Origin of the sequence: Mucilaginibacter sp. Mucisp86 (assembly GCF_047324315.1) — a bacterium.
Classification (GTDB): Bacteria; Bacteroidota; Bacteroidia; order Sphingobacteriales; family Sphingobacteriaceae; genus Mucilaginibacter.
In genome coordinates this window covers 5,626,528-5,646,430 of record NZ_CP168503.1, presented here as the reverse complement: position 1 = coordinate 5,646,430, position 19,903 = coordinate 5,626,528, and the positions used below count along the sequence as shown (strand labels likewise).

Sequence of the window (19,903 nt, the reverse complement as noted above, 5' to 3'; positions counted from 1 at the left end):
TAGGTTATTAGTTTTTGAACCATGATGACGGCACATCCTGAGGGGCCGAGCCATTAACACTGTATTTCAGCAGCAACTTAAAGCCGCCGCCGCCTTCAATAAAATCAAGCTTAAACGGATGCGCACCCATTTTTAGCGCAACCTGTCCGCTCCGTTCCTGCGCCGAGTGATTACCATCGTTATCAACAACAGTTTTATCGCCAATGTACAGCACACCGCCATCATCGCAGGTTAAGTAAAAGCTGTAAATACCATCGGTTGGCACATCGATATAGCCTTTGTAAGTGATACCAAATGACGGAGCTTTAACCGTAGCAGGTACTTCTATTTTATCAGTACTAAACGTGCTGTCAACCTTTGCATTTTGCATTAATGCAGTCTTTTTAAAGAAAGCCTTGTAATAAGTAGCTGCGAGTCCGGGTTTAGGCGGGGCAATTTTTACCGGGCCCAGCATTTGCTGTTGTGTGTAGTTCAAATTATAAACATCGCCACGTGTCCCGGTTGGTGTAAACGCTGCAACCCTTACCAACTCTGATTTAGAGATAGTTAATGGCGGTGGCAATACCGGCGATTGGGTATCAGGCAAAGTACCATCGGTAGTATAACGGATAGTAAGGCTTGGCAATGGAGACGCAATGCTTAGCTTGCCTTCGTTAGTGAAAACATACTGATTAAGCAGGTTAGGAAGATCAGGCAGACGATAGTTGATCTTCATCGCGTCCATCCTTTTATATTGTTGAGTTAAACGTTCCAGGTATGAATCGTATTCACTTTCCTTGTGCGTCCACAGCATTTCAGACAATGCGGTTAACCGCGGCATATACATATAATCGGCGCGTTTTTCTGAAGGAATCATTTCTGACCAGAGATTGGCCTGCGCACCAATGATTGATTTTGCTTCTTCGGCGTTCAATACTTTTGGCACAGGGTTAAAATGATATACCTTACTAACAGAATACTGGTCGGGCTGGTTATCAAAGTAAAGCGGTTCGCCGGGTGTCATGATCACGGTATTGCCATTCTTAACAGCTTTAACCGGGGCATCAGGCACCCAGGTACGCCAGTACATAATAATAGCTGTTGGACTGATGCCGCCTTCAATTACCTCGTCCCAACCAATTAGCTTGCGGCCTTTAGAGTTGAAAAACTTCTCCATGCGGTTAATGAAATAACTGTGCAATGCGGCCAGATCTTTAAGTCCCTCTTTGGCCATCAAAGCTTTACAGGCGTCTGATTTGCCCCAATTGGTACGATCAACTTCATCGCCGCCAATGTGGATATATTTAGACGGGAAGATCTGCATAATCTCGGTAAATACATTTTCGGCAAACTCAAAGGTACTTTCATTACACGGGCAGATTGGTTTGGTGAACAGCTCGCCCCATTTATTTTCACCATCGCAGGTTAAAAACGGATATGAGTTAATGGCCGCCATCATATGCCCCGGCATATCAATTTCCGGAACAATGTCGATATGACGGGCTGCGGCATAAGCCACTACGCCTTTCATTTCATCCTGCGTGTAAAAACCACCGTATAATGTTTTGCCATTTTTTTGAATGATGTGCTCCTTATCGATCACAAAATCCGGATTATCCTTAGCCTTTTTCATGCAGGCCGAGTCCTGATTGTTGAAGGTGCGCCATGCACCGGCTTCGGTAAGCAGGGGATATTTTTTTATTTCGATACGCCAGCCCTGATCATCGGTTAAATGCAGGTGAAGCTTGTTCATCTTGTACAAAGCCATCCTGTCGATAAATTTTTTCAGGTAGCTTACCGAAAAGAAATGCCTCGATACATCCAGGTGCATACCACGCCACTCGTAAACAGGCGCGTCTTCAATAGCTACAACGGGTAAAGACAATTGCTTTTGCACAACGCCCGCTTCAATGCCAACAGGCAATAACTGACGGATAGTTTCTACCGCGTGAAACACACCGGCAGGGTCTTTTGCGCGAATAACAATCTGCTCCTTAGTAACGCTCATGCGGTACGCTTCGGGAGTGGTTATACTTGCGTCATAAACAAGGTTAATAGCATGAGCTTTCTTTACCTTACTTACTTCAATAGGCTTACCTAAGCCTTTACGCAGCAGGTCTTTCAAGGCATAAGCCTCAGTATTAAAAGCATTGGAAGTTACTATGCCGGTTTTAGATGTTATAGTAAATGAACCTTCACCCGCCGTTAATTGAGCCGGGTAAGGGATCAGAGGAAATTTTGCTGCTGTTTCCTGGGCGTTAACAGCACCGGTACAAATAAGCGCTAATGCCGCTGCTGACAAATATTTTGAAATGATCTTCATTGTTTCTGTTTGTTATTTGTCGATAGATATGGTTCTTTCTGTTACGTTCCAGCCACCGATAGTTACTGCAAGGTTTTTATCGGCACCAGGGTTATGGTCGATAACAACTTTTTTAGTTTGGCCCGGCAATACGGTTACATAGTTATCGCTATAAAAAGCCGGAAGGATGCGTTGTTTGGTATCAGCATTAACTAATGATAAACGGTTGAAGAATGCCAAGGCACCATTACCTTCGTTAGTGAGCGTTACCTCAACCTTGCCGTTCTTTAAATATTTAGCTGTTGCACCTAAATCACCTTTAGGCATTTTCTGTAAACCGGAGAAATCACCATTGGCATCAGGCAGCCAGTAAATGTTTTCGTCGATCACTTCGTTATCTGATTTAAGCAATTGCAGGCAAAGGAAAATGCCTTTGTCTTTTGCTTCTCTCTCGATCTCTCTTTTCAGTGATAAATAGCGTTTAGTGGTAGTTGGTGTTACATCGGCAAAAACCTTTGTTAACACTTTCTCCTTGCCATCCATATCATAAGTTTTGGCTACTAGCAGCATATTGCTATGCGTTTTAAAGGTATTGTTGGCTACCATCACCATACCATCTGTTTGGTTGTACATGATGTGTAAAGGTTCACTACCGTTATGTAAGCCGTACAAACAAGCGTTAGGATCAAGGTAATAATCATACATCTGGCCTCGCATCGCTGTCCACGGGTTTTGAGTTTTCCAGATGATGGTACCTGTATACCAATCCCACATGTGTGAGCTAAAACCTTCCATCAAAGCACGGTATTGATCATAATTTACCAACTGTGCTTTGGTTGCAAAATCTTCAACATTTTTGGCTTTTCCGTATTTATCAACAAAACCGTCGTAGCCAATATATTTATGATATTCCCAAACCGGGTCTGTTTTAGTTTTGCCGGTAGAGGCATCAAATTCAGGCACAATCATATTTTCGGCAGGGATAAAACGCTTTAACGATTCATAATCGCTAACCCCAACCGAACCTACTTCCGAATTGAACGGATAAGTTTGATGATCCCAGAAAGTTGTAAGGCTTTGGATGCCGTAAGGGCCATCGCCATTGCCGCCCTGTACATTGCGCGACATTTCTTCGGAGTTTGAATAAGGGATAAACCAACGGGTATTATCCAGTTTTGGCATAATGGTATCGCGCATGGCTGCAAAAATATCTTCGGGCGGGGTGATCTCATTACCACCACACCAGATTGCCAGCGACGGGAAGTTACGTACCAGTTTAACTTGATCGGCAACTGATTTTAAATAAAGGTCATGATCATCCGGATATTTGCGGCGGGTCCATTGGTCATCAGCTTTCATTGGATCGATCCAACGGCCGTTGCAGTCGCCCGATCCCCACATATCCTGAAAAACCAGCATACCGTATTTATCACAAGCTTCATAAAATTCTGGGCGTTCAATCAGTGCGCCACCCCAAACCCGGATCAGGTTCAGGTTCATATCACGGTGAAAACGAACCTCGGCATCATAACGGGCATCACTAAAACGCAGCATCTGATCGGAGATGATCCAGTTACCACCTTTAATAAAGATCTTTTGACCATTTATGTTAACCTGGCGGCTTTCGGTTTTGTTGTTCCACTCGGTAGTGATCTGGCGTACGCCGACTTCAATACTTTTTTGATCGGATACCTTGCCACCTGCTACAAACTGTAAATTAAGCTTATACAAATTTTGCGGACCGTAGCCATTTGGCCACCAAAGCTTAGGATTTTTAAGGCTGTAATCGGTCAGTTTAACTTCCTGTTTTGAATTGGCTTTTAGTGTAACAGGCTGTGACACCAGCTTGCCATCTAAATTATATTGTAAAGTACCGCTCACCGCTGCACCTGTAGCGTTTTCAACCTCGGCAGATACCTGTATAATAGCAGGCTGCTGTGCACCTTCTGGCTTGCGAACACCCGGAACCAGCGTAACCACATGCGGATCTTTGATAGCCACAGCGCCGGTATGCTCAATGGTCACTTTATCCCAGATACCGGTATTGCGGTCGCGAATGGGTTGGATCCAGTCCCACCCTGCTGTGTATTGGATACCTACACCGCGGGCAATGGTTCCGTCACCACCCTGACCGCCGTTGGGGTTACCAACAACATCCGGCGGATAAACAACCACCGCTAAACGGTTGTTGCCATTTTTGTTCAGCCATTTAGTAATGTTATAGCTCTGGCGCAAAAACATACCTTTATGTAGTTTGCTGTTAAGCTTATGCCCGTTAAGGAAAACATCGCAACTATAATTTACACCACGAAAGTTAAGATAGGTTTGATTACTACCAGTTGGCGCAGCCTCTTTAAAATCTTTGGCAAACCAATAAGTGTAATAATCGCGGCCTACTTTATAGATATCAGGGATCTTTTCATTGTTCATCCCGTAAAATGGATCCGGAACCTGTTTATTAGCCACTTGCGTTGTAAGCACAGTTCCCGGCACCACAGCAGGGTTCCATGCAGCCAGATCATAATTAGTTTGAGAAATAATTGTGCCATTATCTTTAACACTATTCATTGAGGTGCATTTCCAGCCACTGTTAAGTTCATAACTGGTTTGCGCCTCTGCGTTTTGATAAACGCCTGAAGCAAGCACGGATAACACTAATGAAAATTTAAACAATGCAGATCTGCCTGCAGAACGGGTTGTTGTCATTTATTTAGATTGGATGAATGTCAAAATTAAAAACTGCCAAATCATTTTAGCTGTAACAACTTGGCTATATGATGTGGGATTTTGTCGGTATAATTGTCATTCAGACGAGTATGCAGAGGCGTGGATACGGAACGAAGGAAATCTTATACACTCTTCAAAGTTTGCTTATTGCTTATATAAGATTTCTCCTCACTCCTATTGCTCAACCCCGCCTGTTCGTCGAAATGACATGATATTTTGGCTACGTAATTAATAAACTATTTTAAAACCGGCCGCTTCATTTAGCCCGCTGGCCTGTTGCAATTTTGCCGGGATACTGATATCGATACCATCAGCTACCTGTTTCCACTTAAGGCTTTGGGTACTGCCAAGAAGGGTTACTTTCTTCACCTTTTTTATATCTTTTAATTTTACAGATACGGTAGCAGGCAAAACTACTTTTTCCTGATCGCTTAAGGCAAATGCGTAAATGGTGTTGCTGCTTTTGGCTTTTGTATAGTATATATTACCTGTTGAATATGGTGCAACTGACTGGCTGGCATAAATACCTTCGCCATTGATCTTCATCCATTGGCTAATACCTTGCAGGCGTTCATAGGCAACCGGATCCCAATCACCATCAGGGCCGGGACCAATATTCATGAGCAGGTTACCACCGCGCGATACGGTCTTCACCAACAACTGAACTATTTGCTGTACCGATTTATAATGATCGCCGGGAACATAGCTCCATGAGTTACCCATGGTTATGCAACTTTCCCAGGGATGATCAAGCGGTACTTCGGGTACTTCCTGCTCCGGAGTAGTGTAATTTTCATATTTGCCGGCTACAGTACGGTCAACCACTATTAATCCTGGTTGTTTTTGCCTGCCCATAGCGGCTATCTTCGGCATATCGATATCCTGGTCAAATTTGATTCCGCGCTGCCATTCTACAGTGGTATCAACACTGCTTTTAGGGCGTACCCATCCTCCGTCGAGCCATAAAATATCAACTTTACCATAATCGCTCATCAACTCGCTTATCTGGTTATAGGTAAAATCTTTAAACTTTTGCCAGCGCTCAGGATATTTTTTAGGGTCGTAGTTTACATTACGATCTTTTGGCGGGAAATATGGCCACCAGTAATTTTCGGTATGCCAGTCGGGCTTTGAAAAGTAAGCCCCTATCATAAAGTTATCTTTACGGAAAGCATTGAAGATTTCTTTAGTTACGTTGCTCCTTGGATTGCTTGAAAAAGGTGTTTTACTGCTTGTGATCTTATAATCGGTTTCTTTGGTATCAAACATGCAAAAACCATCGTGATGCTTGGTAGTAAAAATTACATATTTCATACCGGCATCTTTAGCAGCCTTCACCCATTTTTCGGGATTGAATTTGGTTGGGTTAAAAGTGGTTTGCAAATTTTCATAAGCAGCTTTATAACCATTATAAGTTGCACCATACGGGCCGCGTCGTTGTGTCCAGCCCTCATCTTCCGGACAAATGCTCCAGCTTTCAACTACCCCCCACTGGCTGTAGGTACCCCAATGCATAAACAAACCAAACTTAAGATCCTGCCAATTTGCAATTTTTTGCTCAACTGCAGGGTCGCCTGCAGGAACATATTGCTTTGACATATTGTGCTGTTGCCCAAAGGTTTTGTAACAGCTTAAAACCAAAAGAAATGCTGTAAATAATCGTTTCATCAAGCTTTTATTTTATAAATTACTGACAATTTTATATAGTGTATTGCCTACACACTTTTTAAAATTTTTTAAAAAACATCGCAACTTACATCATAAAATTTTATTTTTCGATATTAATATGTTATTATTGTTACACCATTATTAAGTTTTAAATTTAGTTGATTAATTAAAAAATCTTCGGTTTGAGAGACAGAAAAGTTGATACGCTGAAATTATGGAAACTCATTTGCAATAATGACGATGAGAATGCCTTTGAGCTGTTTTTCCATATTCTTAACAACTCGCTCATTAAATTTTGTGTACTATACGTACATCAACGGGAGATTGCCGAAGAAATAGTTTCGGATGTATTTGTAAAGTGTTGGATTAACCGTAAAAACCTCACCGAAATCCAAAACCCCGAAACCTACCTGTTTGTAGCGGTAAAAAACCAATCGCTAAACCATATTAAAAAATTCTCGACCATTCATCTTGTACAAATTGAAGAAACCAACTCGGTTGAATTTGTGAATACCTATAACCCGCAAAGGGAAATAGAAAACAAAGAGCTGATTTTCAGAATGGACCAGGCCATAGCCGGTTTACCGCAACAATGCCGCATAGTTTTCAGACTGATAAAAGAAGATGGCATGAAGTACAAAGAAGTAGCCGAAATTCTTAATATTTCGCCCCGCACCGTGCAAACTCAGTTATTCAGAGCAATTAAAAAGCTTAGTGTCGTTTTGACACAATACAATAAACATAACGATATCCAACCTAAACCAAACGCTGTCAACATTTTAGGCTCTGTAATTGTGATTTTACAATTATTTTTTTTACACTTGTAAGTAATTTACCTAAATAAGTTGTCCTATCAATAAAAAGGATGCAATTATAAGATGGGCAATGATAAATTTATAGAGCTGGTAGGCAAAAAACTGTCAAATGAAATCAGCTCTGATGAAAATACCGAACTTCAGCGTTGCTTAGCTAATGATGCTTCCCTTCGTGAACAATACGAGGCTATTTCTGCCTATTGGAAACATAGCGATACCGTATACGCCGATAATGCCCTTGCCTTTCAAAAAATAAAATCAAAAATTAAAGCACAAGAGGTTACTGAACCTTCAACCATCATTTCTTCTGCAAAAAAAGGTATTATATATTATCTATGGCGGGCTGCCGCTGCAGTTGTTTTAATAGGAGGCTGCTCCTACCTTTTTTATTCAAAAATGAGTATTTCGGGCAGGGAAATTGCAAACGCAGCTCCCAGCGCCTGGCAAAACAAAAGCACTTTCGTTCGTGAAAAATCCACTATTGTATTAGTCGATGGTACGCGCATTACGCTTAATTCAAAAAGTTCATTAAGATACCCAACAAACTTTACCGGCAAAACCCGTGAAGTTTATTTAAGCGGCGAGGCCTTTTTTGATGTACATAAGGACCATGAACATCCGTTTATTATTCATACCGAAAAAATGAACATTAAGGTACTGGGCACTGCTTTCAACGTTAAATCATATCCCAATGAACCATCAAGTGAAACAACCCTGATCAGAGGGGCTATTGAAGTTACACTTGATGACCGCCCATCTGACAGGATCATTTTAAAACCAAGCGAAAAACTGATTGTTAAAAAAGGATCGTTTACTACTGTTCATAAAAAACAGGACAAACTTTCACCCGCTACCGACAGCAGTGAGGGTCCGCAATATGTTTTAACAAGCTTTACCCGCCTTCACCAGGATGACAGCGCCGTTTTAGAAACTTCATGGACTCAAAATAAACTCATTTTCAGAGATGAAAACTTTGCCGATCTCGCCATGCGTATGGAACGTTGGTATGGTGTTGAAATCAAGTTTAAAAATGATGACATGAAAAAGTACCGTTTTACTGGCACTTATGAAAAAGAAACCATTACCCAGGCGCTTGATGCATTACGCATTACCGAAGATTTCCACTATAAGGTAAAAAACTCGGCCATTTATATTTATTAACTGCCGATTTTCTTTCGATAGCTTTACAATATTCATAATTGTTACACATCAATCCGTTCATTTTACACTATTACCTGTTCTAATTATATTCTAATTATAAAATTTATGTAAATTTAGGCATCCCCAATGGATGTTGGCGACAGGTTAGGTTATCGGTATAAATGAAAATACGGTTTACGTTAATATTATTCTTCAATTTACTGGCTATATTAACTGTATATTCACAAACCCGTGTCACTATCAATTTAAAATCGGCCGATTTTAAAAAGGTAATATCAACCATCGAGCATCAAAGTATTTATCATTTTGTTTACAGCGAACGGAAGATTCCTGTTTTAAATAAAACCGACATTAGCTTTGATAATGAAGATGTTAAAGCCGTGTTGGATAAGATTTTAGCTAACTCTGGTTTTTCTTACACCGAACTTGCCAATCACCTCATAGTAATTGCCCCGGTTGATGAAATAGTTAATGTGGTTAAGGTAACAGGCACTGTGGTTGATGAAACCGGAGCACCGCTTGCCGGCGCTACTGTTAGGGTAAGAGGCTCAACAATGGGTGCACCTACTGATCAAAAGGGTGCCTTCTCATTTGAAGCGCCAGACCAGTCAACATTGATTATCAGCTTTGTAGGCTATGTCACCAAAGATGTAAAACTATCGGGCGCAGCTCCGCTTAAAATAACACTTACCGTAAGCAATGTTTTAAGTGAAGTTGTGGTAACTGCACTTGGCATAAAAAAAGAAGAGAAAAAAGTTGGCTATTCGGTAACAACAGTAGGCGGCGAAGTGCTTGATAAAGCCAAAGAATCAAACGTGGCCTACTCATTGGAGGGTCGCGTAGCAGGTTTAAGCATCAACGGTGTTAACGGTGGGCCTGCATCGTCCGCACGTATTTTACTAAGAGGGGTTACCAGTTTTGGAGCAAGCGCGCCTCTTTTTATCATCAACGGCGTCCCTATTGATAATACCCAGCGCGGAGCGGCCAACGAATGGGGCGGTGCCGATTTTGGCGACGGTATCAGCAATATCAACCCCGATGATGTTGAAAGCATGACCGTACTGAAGGGACAGGCTGCATCAGCATTATATGGCGCAAGGGCAGCTAATGGCGTAATCCTTATCACTACTAAAACCGCAAAAAAGAATTCGGGTTTTGGTGTTGAATTTAACACCAATTATCAAACCGATAAAGCCATTAATACCTTTGATTATCAAACGGTTTACGGGCAGGGGCTGTATGGTATCAGGCCCGCTTCAGTGAATAACGCCATAACATCGGGCAATTTCGGCTGGGGTGAAAAGCTTGACGGTAAGCCAACTATACAGTTTGACGGTAAATACTACCCCTACTCGGCCGTTACGGATAATATTGATAAATTTTATCGCCGTGGTTATACATACACCAATACCGTAGCTTTTAATGGCGGTAATGAAACGGGGGCTTTTCGCCTATCGGTTTCAGATCTCCGCAATGGCTCAATCATCCGTAACAGCGGCCTTAACCGCAAAACAGTAAACCTCACTGCAACCCAGGGAATTACCGATAAATTCAACGTAAATGTTATTGCTAACTATATAGATGAGTCATCAAACCTGAAACCCAATTTGAGTGATGGGCCTCTTAACCCCAATAACATTCAATACCTTGCTGCCAACGAAAACCAGGCGGCCCTGGCACCGGGATATGACTCAAGCGGTAACGAACTGAGATGGACCGGCGATACATTTGTAACCAATCCATATTTTGCTGTAAACAAATTTGTTAATAACATAAGCCGGAACCGTTTGATATCGGCCATTACCGCCCGATACAATATTCAAAGCTGGCTGTATGCCCAGGCCCGCCTGGGCGACGATGTGCTGTATGATAAAAGGTTAACCATTACCCCTACCGGTACTGCTTATTCGCCTGGTGATGCGGGTTCGATGGATGAACAATCATCTACAGAACGCTCTGAACTTAATGCCGACGTCTTGATCGGTGCCAAGCGGGACATTATAAAAAACCTGCTTAGCTTTGATTTATCCGGCGGGGCAAACCTTCGTAAAAACAGCTATGAATTTACGCGCCTTTTCGGGGGGCCGTTCATCATACCTAACTTTTACAGTTATAGCAACCTGGCAACCAAAAGCAGCAGCTATGATTATAAAAGCTCTGAAACACATTCAACTTATTATTCAGTCGACCTGTCGTTAAAAGATTTCTTAACAGTAACTACTACAGGCCGTTATGACACTTACTCAACCCTGCCGGTTGATAACCGGAGTATTTTTACGCCATCGGTATCGGCGAGTGTCCTGTTTTCGGACCTTGTACACATCCCCGGGCTTGATTTTGGCAAGCTCCGGTTATCATATGCCCAAACAAGTGGCGAACCCACGGATGTATACATCACATCACAATACTATACCATTAATAATCCTGTAAATGGCATACCTACAGGAGGTTTCAACGATAGTTTGCCTAATCTTTTTTTAAAGCCGTATACACTTACAGAAATGGAAGTGGGTACAGACCTGAAATTTTTTAACGGGAGACTGGGACTTGATGTGGCCTATTTCCATCGAAAAACCAGGAACGAGATCATTAAGGGAGATCTTGACCTGGCAACAGGTTTTGCCCGCAGGTTTATCCCTACAGGCTCCACCCAAAACAATGGCATTGAAGTTTCGCTAAATGCTACACCTGTTAAAACTGTTAATTTCAACTGGTCACCATCGTTTAATTTTACTTATGTACAAAACAAAATTCTCCAGACAGATGGCACGACCGAATCGGCTAATATAAGTTTTGGTACTTACCGCCCGCTTAATGCGGCCACGGCCCTGGTTAAAGGCTTGCCAGGCCCACAGATTATGGCCAATGATTACCTCAGAAACAGTAAAGGACAAATTATTTTTGATGGAAATGGCTTACCGCAGGCCGGTCCGCGGGTACCGATGGGCAGTGCGGTGCCTAATATTTACGGCGGGTTTAATAACAGTTTCACCTACAAAAAATTCAGTCTATCATTTTTGATCGATTACCGGTTTGGCAACAAAATACTTTCGGCCACAAACTACAACAGTATCTATCGTGGCTTTAATAAACTTACCTTACCGGGGCGCGAAACAGGTGTTGTTGGTGATGGCGTAAACGCCAATGGAGATAAAAATACGGTTGTTGTACCGGCACAAACCTATTACCAGGCACTTGCCCAAAGCGTTTCGGCATTGAATGTTTTGGATGGCAGGTTTATTAAATTGCGGCAGGTTACTTTTGGTTATACATTTTCAAAAGGCTTTCTTGATAAAACGCCATTTGAAGGGATAACTTTTTCATTAGTAGGCCGAAACCTGTGGACGATCATGAAACGATCTGACAATATTGACCCCGAATCGGGCTTTTCGCCGGATATAAAATATGCCGGAATTGAGGGTGCGAGCCTTCCGCCAACGCATACTTACGGAATAAATGTTAACTTTAAACTCAAAAAATAAATTACCCTAAAATGGCATCCACCATAAAACACAAACTCCTATCCTGTTTAGTAATGCTTGCGGCGTTACTAAAATTTTCTACCGCAAATGCGCAGGTCCCTTTTTACAAAGACGCTTCGCAATCGATTGATTTACGTGTTAAAGACCTTTTATCAAAATTAACCCTTGAAGAAAAGATCTCCCTGCTAGGCTACCGCAGCCAGGCTGTCCCTCGTTTAGGCATCCCTGCCTACAACTGGTGGAACGAAGCTTTACACGGTGTGGCCCGTGCCGGCGAGGCAACTATATTTCCACAAGCCATCGGCATGGCTGCTACCTTTAACGACGATCTGCTAAAGCAGGTATCAACTGCTATTTCAACTGAAGCCCGTGCAAAATACAACCTGGCTATTGCCCAGGACAGGCACTTGCAATACATGGGCCTTACCTTTTGGACACCCAACATCAACATTTTCCGCGACCCACGCTGGGGACGTGGACAGGAAACTTATGGAGAAGATCCTTTCCTAACCGGCCGTATGGGTTCGGCTTTTGTTAAAGGTTTGCAGGGCGACGATCCTAAATATCTGAAAGCATCGGCAACAGCCAAACACTTTGCAGTACACAGCGGACCTGAAGCTACCCGCGATAAATTTGACGCCAAAGTTGATGAAAAAGACTTGCGCGAAACTTACCTGTATGCTTTTCACGAACTGGTTAAAAACCATGTGGAATCGGTAATGAGCGCATACAACCGCATTAACGGCGTGCCCAATTCAATTAATAAAGTATTACTTACAGACATTCTGCGTAAAGAATGGGGCTTTAATGGCCACGTAGTTACTGATTGCGGCGCTTTGGATGATGTTTACCTTACCCACAAAACCCTGCCTACTGCTGTTGAAGTAGCTGCCGCAGCAATCAAAGCAGGTGTTGACCTGGATTGTTCATCTATTTTGCAAAACGATGGTATCAAGGCTATTAAACAAGGCCTGCTAACCGAAAAGGATGTTGACCAGGCGTTGAGCGCTATATTACGTACCGAGTTTAAACTGGGCTTTTATGATGACCAGACTGCTAACCCATATCATGGCTACGGTGCAGACAGCGTTCATAACGACCAGCATTTAGCATTGGCACGTAAAGTGGCCCAGCAAAGTATGGTACTGTTAAAGAATAACAACAATGTTCTGCCTTTCAAAAAAAGCAATTATTCGAGCATTATGGTAGTTGGGCCAAACGCGGCCTCGCTTGATGCTATGATAGCTAACTACCATGGTACCAGCAGCAAGGTGATCAACTTTGTTGAAGGTATTACCGGCGCTGTTGATAAAGCTACCCGCGTTGAATATGATTTAGGTTGCGACTATAAAGATACCACCCACTTTGGCGGCACCTGGGCTGCAGGTAATGCCGATGCAACCATCGCGGTTATTGGCCTGTCCCCTGTTTTAGAGGGCGAAGCTGGCGATGCATTCCTGTCAGAAAGTGGAGGCGATAAAAAGACTTTAAGTTTGCCTGCCAGCGAAATTGCCTTTATGAAAGAATTACGTAAAAGCGTAAAAAACAAACCGCTCGTAGCCGTAATTACCGCAGGCAGCGATATTGATGTATCTGCCATTGAACCTTATGCAGATGCCATCATCTTTGCCTGGTATCCTGGCGAACAGGGTGGTAACGCTTTAGCTGATATTATTTTTGGCGAAGTTTCGCCTTCAGGTCACCTGCCGCTTACTTTTTATAAAGACATGAGCGACTTGCCCGATTATAGCGATTACAATATGAAAAACCGCACCTACCGTTACTATACCGGCCCTGTGCAATACCCTTTTGGTTTTGGTTTAAGCTATACCACATTCAACTATACTCTTGGCAGCAAATTGAAAGCTACCTACAAAAAAGCAGACACCGTTGCAGTAACTGTAAATGTTAAAAATACCGGCAAATTCAACGGCGACGAGGTAGTACAAGCTTATATCAAATATCCAAACATCGACAGGATGCCGGTTAAGGAATTGAAAAGCTTTAAACGCATTAGCCTGGAGCAGGATAAAGAGGGTGTGGTTACACTGAAAATCCCGGTTCAGGATCTGCAAAAATGGGACCTTGCTACCCACAAATGGAAACTTTATCCAGGCAGCTATAAGCTGGTTCTGGGCAGCAGCTCGACCGATGAAAAGCTGACGGCTGATTTTAAAATAGCTAATTAGGAAGCTATTTTGAGCTAATACGATAAAGACTTACGAAGTTTTAAAAACTTCGTAAGTCTGGATTATACTTTTAAGTTTTTTACAACAAAGCCGTTAAATCCTTCCTAATTCTACTTTTATCAGTAGCAGTCTTAGCCAATTTTAGTGCAGTTTGCAAATGCGATACTGCTTTTTCACCATCCACATCTGTATACAAATAGCCAAGCAACACATGGTACAGGTGGTTGGTATCCAGCTTTAATTTCTCGGCCTCATTAATAGCTTTCTCTTTCCCTTTTACTTTCGCCAGAGCGTATGCCCGGTTCAGCGCAGCCGCGGGCGAATAAGCTGCAATAAGCAACCTGTTGTATAGCATTAATATATTTTCCCACTTTTCGGCAGTGTCTGCTTTAACAGTATGCCAATAGGCTATAGCAGCTTCAATATGATATTTGCCCGCCTCGTTCCCTTTTGAGGCCAGGTTAAGATAGTGTCTTCCCTTCGCTATCAGTTCGTCATTCCAAAGCGTCCTGTCCTGATCGTCATAGCGGATCATTTCGCCGCTTTCATCTATCCGGGCATCAAACCTTGAAGCATGAAAACACATCAGCGATAACAAGGCATTTACTTCTGGCAAATTGGTTTGTTTATTTTCTATCAGGAGATAGTTAAGGCGCATAGCCTCTAAACAAAGGTCTTTACGCAATGTAGTACTCTGGCAACTGGAGTAATAACCTTCATTAAAAAGCAGGTATAAGGTTTTCAATACAATGCCTAAACGGTTAACGATATCGCCCGGTTCAGGGAAAACAATTTTCACTTTCTGCTCCCGCAGTTTTTCTTTGGCCCTGAACAGGCGCTTATTAATGGTTTCTTTATTGGATAAAAAAGCTTCGGCAATTTCGTCAATCCCAAAGCCGCAAAGAATGCGCAGGGCAAGACCAATCTGCGCCTCGGCAGGAAGTACCGGGTGGCAAATGGCAAACATCATTTGCAGCTGGCTGTCGCTGATATTTTGATCAGACAGGTCGATCTCTGCTTCAAAATTATCTTCCGCATCAAACCCTTCAACTATTTTTTGCTTAAACCTTGCACCACGCCTTACATAGTCGGTTGCTTTGTTGCGGGCTACGGTATATAACCATGCTTTAGGATTATCAGGCAGCCCCTTAATACCCCATGTTTCAGCGGCGGTGAGGAATGTATCGCTGGCAATATCTTCTGCAGCTTCAATATGTTCAAAGCCGAAATAATGGCATAATACTGCAATTATCTTTTGATATTCGGAGCGAAACAAATGCGGTAAAAGCTGATCCTGCTGCATAAAAGAAGCCGCCTCCCGTATATGAGAGGCGGCAAAATTAATTTACACTTCCATTGGGATGATAGGACGGACTTCAACACTGCCCCCTACCGATAATATCGGGCATCCTTTTGATAGTTCGGTTGCCTCCTCTAAGGTTGATGCTTTGATAATGGTGTAACCGCCAATAGCTTCCTTCACCTCAACATAAGGGCCATCTGTTACTACATTATCTGGTTTAATTACACTGCCGGCAGTGTCCAGCCTGTTACCAACGGCTACCAGTTTGTTTTGCGTAGCAATGCCGCCAATCCACTCGCGCCAGTAGTTCATCATGGTTTGCATTTGCTCGGGTGACCGTTTTGCTGCTGTGGCTTCTGCATCTCTTCTGAAAATCAATAAGAACTCGTTCATGTTTTTAAATTTAATGGTTAAAAACCAAAAGACGATCAGGTTTGGTTGAATTGGACAACTGCACAATTTTTTTTTCAAAGTAATCAGAAAAAGCTTAATCTGCCTAATACTATTTCAGTGCGCGCAATCTATAACATTACATAACACTTATAAATTAAGGTTGATATGCTTTTGTTATTTCACGTACTTTGATATATAACAACACTACAACACTACCAAACCATGAAATACAGAAAATTAGGAAACACCGGAGTCGAACTTTCGGCCATCGGACTGGGCTGTATGGGCATGAACCATGCTTACGGCCAGCCGGATGATAATGAATCGATAGCAACACTTGAAAAATCAATAGAAATAGGCATCAACTTTTGGGATACAGCCGATGTATACGCCAATGGCCGAAATGAGGAACTGGTATCAAAAGTATTGGTGCCTAATCGTGATAAAATTTTCATCGCCACTAAATTCGGGTTCAGGGCAGGCTCAGATGGCAGGCTTACCGAGTTTGATGGCTCGCCTGCCTATATCAAAACCGCCGTTGAGCAAAGCTTGAAACGTTTAAAAACAGATGTGATAGACCTGTATTACGCTCACCGCATCGATCCTAACGTACCCGTGGAGGACATGGTTGGCGCAATGGCCGAGTTGGTAAAAGAAGGCAAAGTAAAATATCTGGGTTTATCTGAAGCTTCGGCCAATTCTATCCGCCGTGCCCATGCAGTACATCCAATCAGCGCCTTGCAAAGCGAGTACTCATTATTGACCCGCGATGTTGAAGCCGAAATCCTACCCGTTTGTAAAGAATTGGGGATTTCTTTTATACCGTTTAGTCCGCTGGTGCGAGGATTGGTAACCAACGCGTTAGATGTAACCAAACTTGCCGATAACGATTTCAGGAAAAGTCTGCCCCGTTATCAGAGCGAAAACGCCGAAAACAATATGGGCCTTGCTCATGAATTTGCACAGCTTGCGGCTCAAAAACAATGCACGCCTGCTCAGCTGGCACTTGCATGGGTGTTGGCACAGGGTGATAATATTATCCCCATCCCGGGTACAAAAAGAAGAAAATATTTGCTGGATAATGCAGGATCGGTTGATGTGGAATTAACTTCCGCCGATCTGCAGGATATTGAAGCAGTTTTAGCCAAATACCCAGATACCGGCGACAGGTATAACGAGGCCAATTACAAATTCGTTGATAAAAATTAACATTCATCATCATTTCACGCAGAGGTATAGTTACCTTGTCACTATACCTCTGCGTGAAAATTAACGATCAAAACATGGCTTACAACCAACAAATGGCCAACCGCATCCGCGAAGCATTAATGGACTTACCCATAGTGGAAGAAAAGAAAATGTTTCAGGGAGTTTGTTTTATGGTTGATGATAAACTATGTGTTTGCGTTCGCGATAATAGTATCTTATGCCGTATAGGTGAGCAACGCGCTCAACTTGAACTTGAGAAAGGTAACTGCAACCAGATGGTAAGCGGCAACCGGGTGATGAAAGGCTATGTTTATGTTGAAGATCTTAATTTACAAAACAACGCAGATTTAAACTACTGGATAAACCTGTGCCTTGAATTTAACCCGCTTGCCGAAGCTTCTAAAAAGAAGAAACCTAAAAAATAGGTCCTCTTATTAAAGATCAAACAAAGCCGCTCTTTTTCGAAGCTCTATTACTGATACCATTTTTACTTTCTGAGATAACCGGGTTTACGCCGTAAACCTTTAAAAATGCTTTGTTATATTTGAATACAGGTGCGGGCATACCGTACTATATTCAAAATAAAAAGCAAACCTATACGTGAAAAATCACAAAGCCAACGGTTTTATCCTGTTATTCTTACTTTTTGTGACTGGCAGCTCAATAGCTAAGGGACAAAAAGCAACAGCCTCTCAGGTAGATGTATGCATTTACGGCGGAACATCAGCAGGAGTTATCGCCGCCTATACCGCCAAAAAAATGGGGAAAACCGTGCTACTAATTGAACCCGGGAATCACCTTGGCGGGCTAAGTTCAGGAGGCCTGGGTTTTACAGATATCGGTAATAAGTATGTGGTAACCGGCCTGGCAAAAGATTTTTACCGCAGGATAGGAACACATTACGGACAGTTGGAACAATGGATTTTTGAGCCGCACGTGGCAGAAAATACCTTTCAAAGTTACATCAGCCAGGCCCATATTAAGGTATTATATCGTTACAGGCTTTCAAATGTGATTAAAAAAGCAAATGCCATTAAGTCAATTGTAGTAGAATCACCGGGTTCAATTGCTCCCACTCAGCTTATCTCGGCCAAAATATTTATTGATTGCAGTTACGAGGGTGATTTGATGGCCAAATCCGGGGTTAGCTATACAGTTGGCAGAGAAGCAAATACAACCTACAATGAAACCTACAATGGCGTGCAACTCCTGGAAGGGCACCAGTTTCCCGACCATATAGATCCCTATCGGGTTAAGGGAGATTCAACAAGCGGCATGATCTGGGGAATAAGCTCCAGTAAATTGATTCCGCTGGGAAGTGGCGACAAAAAAGTTCAGGCATACAATTATCGCATCTGCTTAACTAATAATCCAGCCAACCGCATACCCATCAGCCGGCCGGCGGGATATGATTCAACACGTTACGAATTGCTTGCCAGGCTAATTGAAGCACAAAAGGATAAACTAAGCCTAAACGATTATTTTATCTGGAGCTCAATGCCGGGCCAAAAAACTGATATCAATAACCGTAATGGGTTTTCAACCGACCTGATCGGGACAAATTACTCATATCCCGATGGCAGCTATCAGGTTAGAAACCAGTACATCAATGACCTGAAATTATATACGCAAGGTTTGCTGTATTTTTTTGGGCATGATGAACGGGTCCCTCTGCCCCTACGCAAACAAATGATGCAATGGGGATACCCTAAAGATGAATTTAAAGACAATAATAACTGGTCGTTTCAACCTTATATCCGGGAAGCAAGGCGCATGATCGGTGCTTATGTCATGACCCAGGCAAACTGCACCGGAAAAGTAAAAGTTGCTGATAGTATTGCAATGGCTGCTTACACCATGGATTCTCATAATTGTGACCGCCTGGTTGTAAACCATATGGTGAAGAACGAAGGGAATGTAGAAATCCCCGGTTTTCCTCCGTATCCTTTATCGTACAGGGCTTTGTTACCAAAACAGCAGGAATGCAATAACCTGCTGGTGCCTGTTTGTTTATCGGCCAGTCATATTGCTTATGGTTCGATACGTATGGAGCCTATATTTATGGTATTGGCGCAGGTGGCGGGTGTTGCTGCAGGGATAGCCATTGACAATAATATCGCAGTTCAAAAGGTTAATTATCAAAATATCAACAGCATAATTAAAAACAATCCTTTATTAAATGGGCAAAAACCTGAACAGGTAATCGATAATCAAAGCAAGGATATTGCGGTAAAAGGGAATTGGGCAACCAAAAAGGGCAATGCTTACGGGCCGGATCTGCTTTATTTAGATAGTCATGGTAAAAGCACTGCTGCAGTTAGGTTTTATCCCGAAAAATCAACAAACGGTACGTTTAAGCTGTATAGTTATTATACAGCCTTACCGGCAGGCGCCGATACTATCAGCATCAAAATTTTTGACGGCCGGAAACTACATCTTCAAACACTCATCAAATCGGATATCAAAGTTCAGGGGCAAACATCGGGCGAATGGGTGTTTTTAGGAGCTTTTGTACTTTCTGAAAAAAACCGGCCTTATGTAGAGATCGGCAACAACGGATCACCGGGCGCTATTACAGCCGATGCGGTATTATTTAAACCCGACAAGTAATAAAACCTATCAAATTATTATTAGCAAAACGCATTGAACTTTTTTTAAGATAATTACTTATTTTC

The 19,903-nt window shown here is 42.5% G+C and carries 12 protein-coding genes; 7 read left to right on the top strand and 5 right to left on the bottom strand.

Annotated elements, in window-relative coordinates; translation table 11 throughout:
• Positions 1 to 7: 7 nt before the first annotated feature.
• The 3 genes from ACEN9X_RS23640 to ACEN9X_RS23630 all read right to left on the bottom strand — a co-directional run bounded on the left by ACEN9X_RS23640 (position 8) and on the right by ACEN9X_RS23630 (position 6,676).
• Positions 8 to 2,302 carry a family 20 glycosylhydrolase gene (locus tag ACEN9X_RS23640; protein ID WP_413667471.1) on the bottom strand — a complete coding sequence of 765 codons (2,295 nt, stop codon included), beginning with the start codon at positions 2,300 to 2,302 and terminating at the stop codon, positions 8 to 10.
• 12 nt (positions 2,303 to 2,314) lie between these two features.
• Positions 2,315 to 4,987, bottom strand: a complete 2,673-nt coding sequence (locus tag ACEN9X_RS23635; RefSeq protein WP_413667470.1) for a glycoside hydrolase family 2 protein — start codon at positions 4,985 to 4,987, stop codon at positions 2,315 to 2,317.
• Between the two features lie 249 nt (positions 4,988 to 5,236).
• Positions 5,237 to 6,676, bottom strand: coding sequence for an alpha-L-fucosidase (locus ACEN9X_RS23630; protein ID WP_413667469.1), 1,440 nt, complete (start codon positions 6,674 to 6,676; stop codon positions 5,237 to 5,239).
• Positions 6,677 to 6,858: 182 nt separating this feature from the next.
• Here ACEN9X_RS23630 and ACEN9X_RS23625 point away from each other — a divergent pair, with 182 nt between their 5' ends.
• From ACEN9X_RS23625 to ACEN9X_RS23610, 4 genes are all read left to right on the top strand, one after another.
• Complete coding sequence (locus tag ACEN9X_RS23625) at positions 6,859 to 7,503, top strand: RNA polymerase sigma-70 factor (RefSeq protein WP_413667468.1); 645 nt, start codon at positions 6,859 to 6,861, stop codon at positions 7,501 to 7,503.
• Between the two features lie 51 nt (positions 7,504 to 7,554).
• Positions 7,555 to 8,652, top strand: a complete 1,098-nt coding sequence (locus ACEN9X_RS23620; RefSeq protein ID WP_413667467.1) for a FecR family protein — start codon at positions 7,555 to 7,557, stop codon at positions 8,650 to 8,652.
• 161 nt (positions 8,653 to 8,813) lie between these two features.
• Entirely contained in the window at positions 8,814 to 12,134 is a 3,321-nt protein-coding gene (locus ACEN9X_RS23615; RefSeq protein WP_413667466.1) for a SusC/RagA family TonB-linked outer membrane protein, read from the top strand.
• Positions 12,135 to 12,145: 11 nt separating this feature from the next.
• Positions 12,146 to 14,323: a glycoside hydrolase family 3 N-terminal domain-containing protein gene (locus tag ACEN9X_RS23610; protein WP_413667465.1), complete on the top strand. Its 2,178-nt coding sequence runs from the start codon at positions 12,146 to 12,148 to the stop codon at positions 14,321 to 14,323.
• Positions 14,324 to 14,402: 79 nt separating this feature from the next.
• Here the strand turns inward: ACEN9X_RS23610 and ACEN9X_RS23605 are convergent, their stop codons facing one another.
• Complete coding sequence (locus ACEN9X_RS23605) at positions 14,403 to 15,599, bottom strand: RNA polymerase sigma factor (RefSeq protein ID WP_413667464.1); 1,197 nt, start codon at positions 15,597 to 15,599, stop codon at positions 14,403 to 14,405.
• A 69-nt stretch (positions 15,600 to 15,668) separates the two neighbouring features.
• Entirely contained in the window at positions 15,669 to 16,019 is a 351-nt protein-coding gene (locus ACEN9X_RS23600; RefSeq protein WP_413667463.1) for a YciI family protein, read from the bottom strand.
• A 222-nt stretch (positions 16,020 to 16,241) separates the two neighbouring features.
• On the opposite strand from ACEN9X_RS23600, the gene ACEN9X_RS23595 reads away from it, so the two are divergent.
• The 3 genes from ACEN9X_RS23595 to ACEN9X_RS23585 all read left to right on the top strand — a co-directional run bounded on the left by ACEN9X_RS23595 (position 16,242) and on the right by ACEN9X_RS23585 (position 19,838).
• The gene (locus tag ACEN9X_RS23595) at positions 16,242 to 17,228 is read left to right on the top strand and encodes an aldo/keto reductase (protein ID WP_413667462.1); all 987 of its coding nucleotides are present in this window, start codon (positions 16,242 to 16,244) and stop codon (positions 17,226 to 17,228) included.
• 74 nt (positions 17,229 to 17,302) lie between these two features.
• A complete protein-coding gene (locus tag ACEN9X_RS23590; protein ID WP_413667461.1) occupies positions 17,303 to 17,653 on the top strand; it encodes a TfoX/Sxy family protein in 351 nt (116 codons plus the stop codon).
• 175 nt (positions 17,654 to 17,828) lie between these two features.
• Positions 17,829 to 19,838, top strand: coding sequence for an FAD-dependent oxidoreductase (locus ACEN9X_RS23585; protein ID WP_413667460.1), 2,010 nt, complete (start codon positions 17,829 to 17,831; stop codon positions 19,836 to 19,838).
• Positions 19,839 to 19,903: the final 65 nt, after the last annotated feature.

Bases quoted from the DNA above. Each gene is read 5' to 3' on its own strand.
- ACEN9X_RS23610 (WP_413667465.1), top strand. From the start codon at position 12,146: ATGGCATCCACCATAAAACACAAACTCCTATCCTGTTTAGTAATGCTT.
- ACEN9X_RS23615 (WP_413667466.1), top strand. From the start codon at position 8,814: ATGAAAATACGGTTTACGTTAATATTATTCTTCAATTTACTGGCTATA.
- ACEN9X_RS23600 (WP_413667463.1), bottom strand. From the start codon at position 16,019: ATGAACGAGTTCTTATTGATTTTCAGAAGAGATGCAGAAGCCACAGCA.
- ACEN9X_RS23640 (WP_413667471.1), bottom strand. From the start codon at position 2,302: ATGAAGATCATTTCAAAATATTTGTCAGCAGCGGCATTAGCGCTTATT.
- ACEN9X_RS23630 (WP_413667469.1), bottom strand. From the start codon at position 6,676: ATGAAACGATTATTTACAGCATTTCTTTTGGTTTTAAGCTGTTACAAA.
- ACEN9X_RS23620 (WP_413667467.1), top strand. From the start codon at position 7,555: ATGGGCAATGATAAATTTATAGAGCTGGTAGGCAAAAAACTGTCAAAT.
- ACEN9X_RS23590 (WP_413667461.1), top strand. From the start codon at position 17,303: ATGGCTTACAACCAACAAATGGCCAACCGCATCCGCGAAGCATTAATG.
- ACEN9X_RS23635 (WP_413667470.1), bottom strand. From the start codon at position 4,987: ATGACAACAACCCGTTCTGCAGGCAGATCTGCATTGTTTAAATTTTCA.
- ACEN9X_RS23595 (WP_413667462.1), top strand. From the start codon at position 16,242: ATGAAATACAGAAAATTAGGAAACACCGGAGTCGAACTTTCGGCCATC.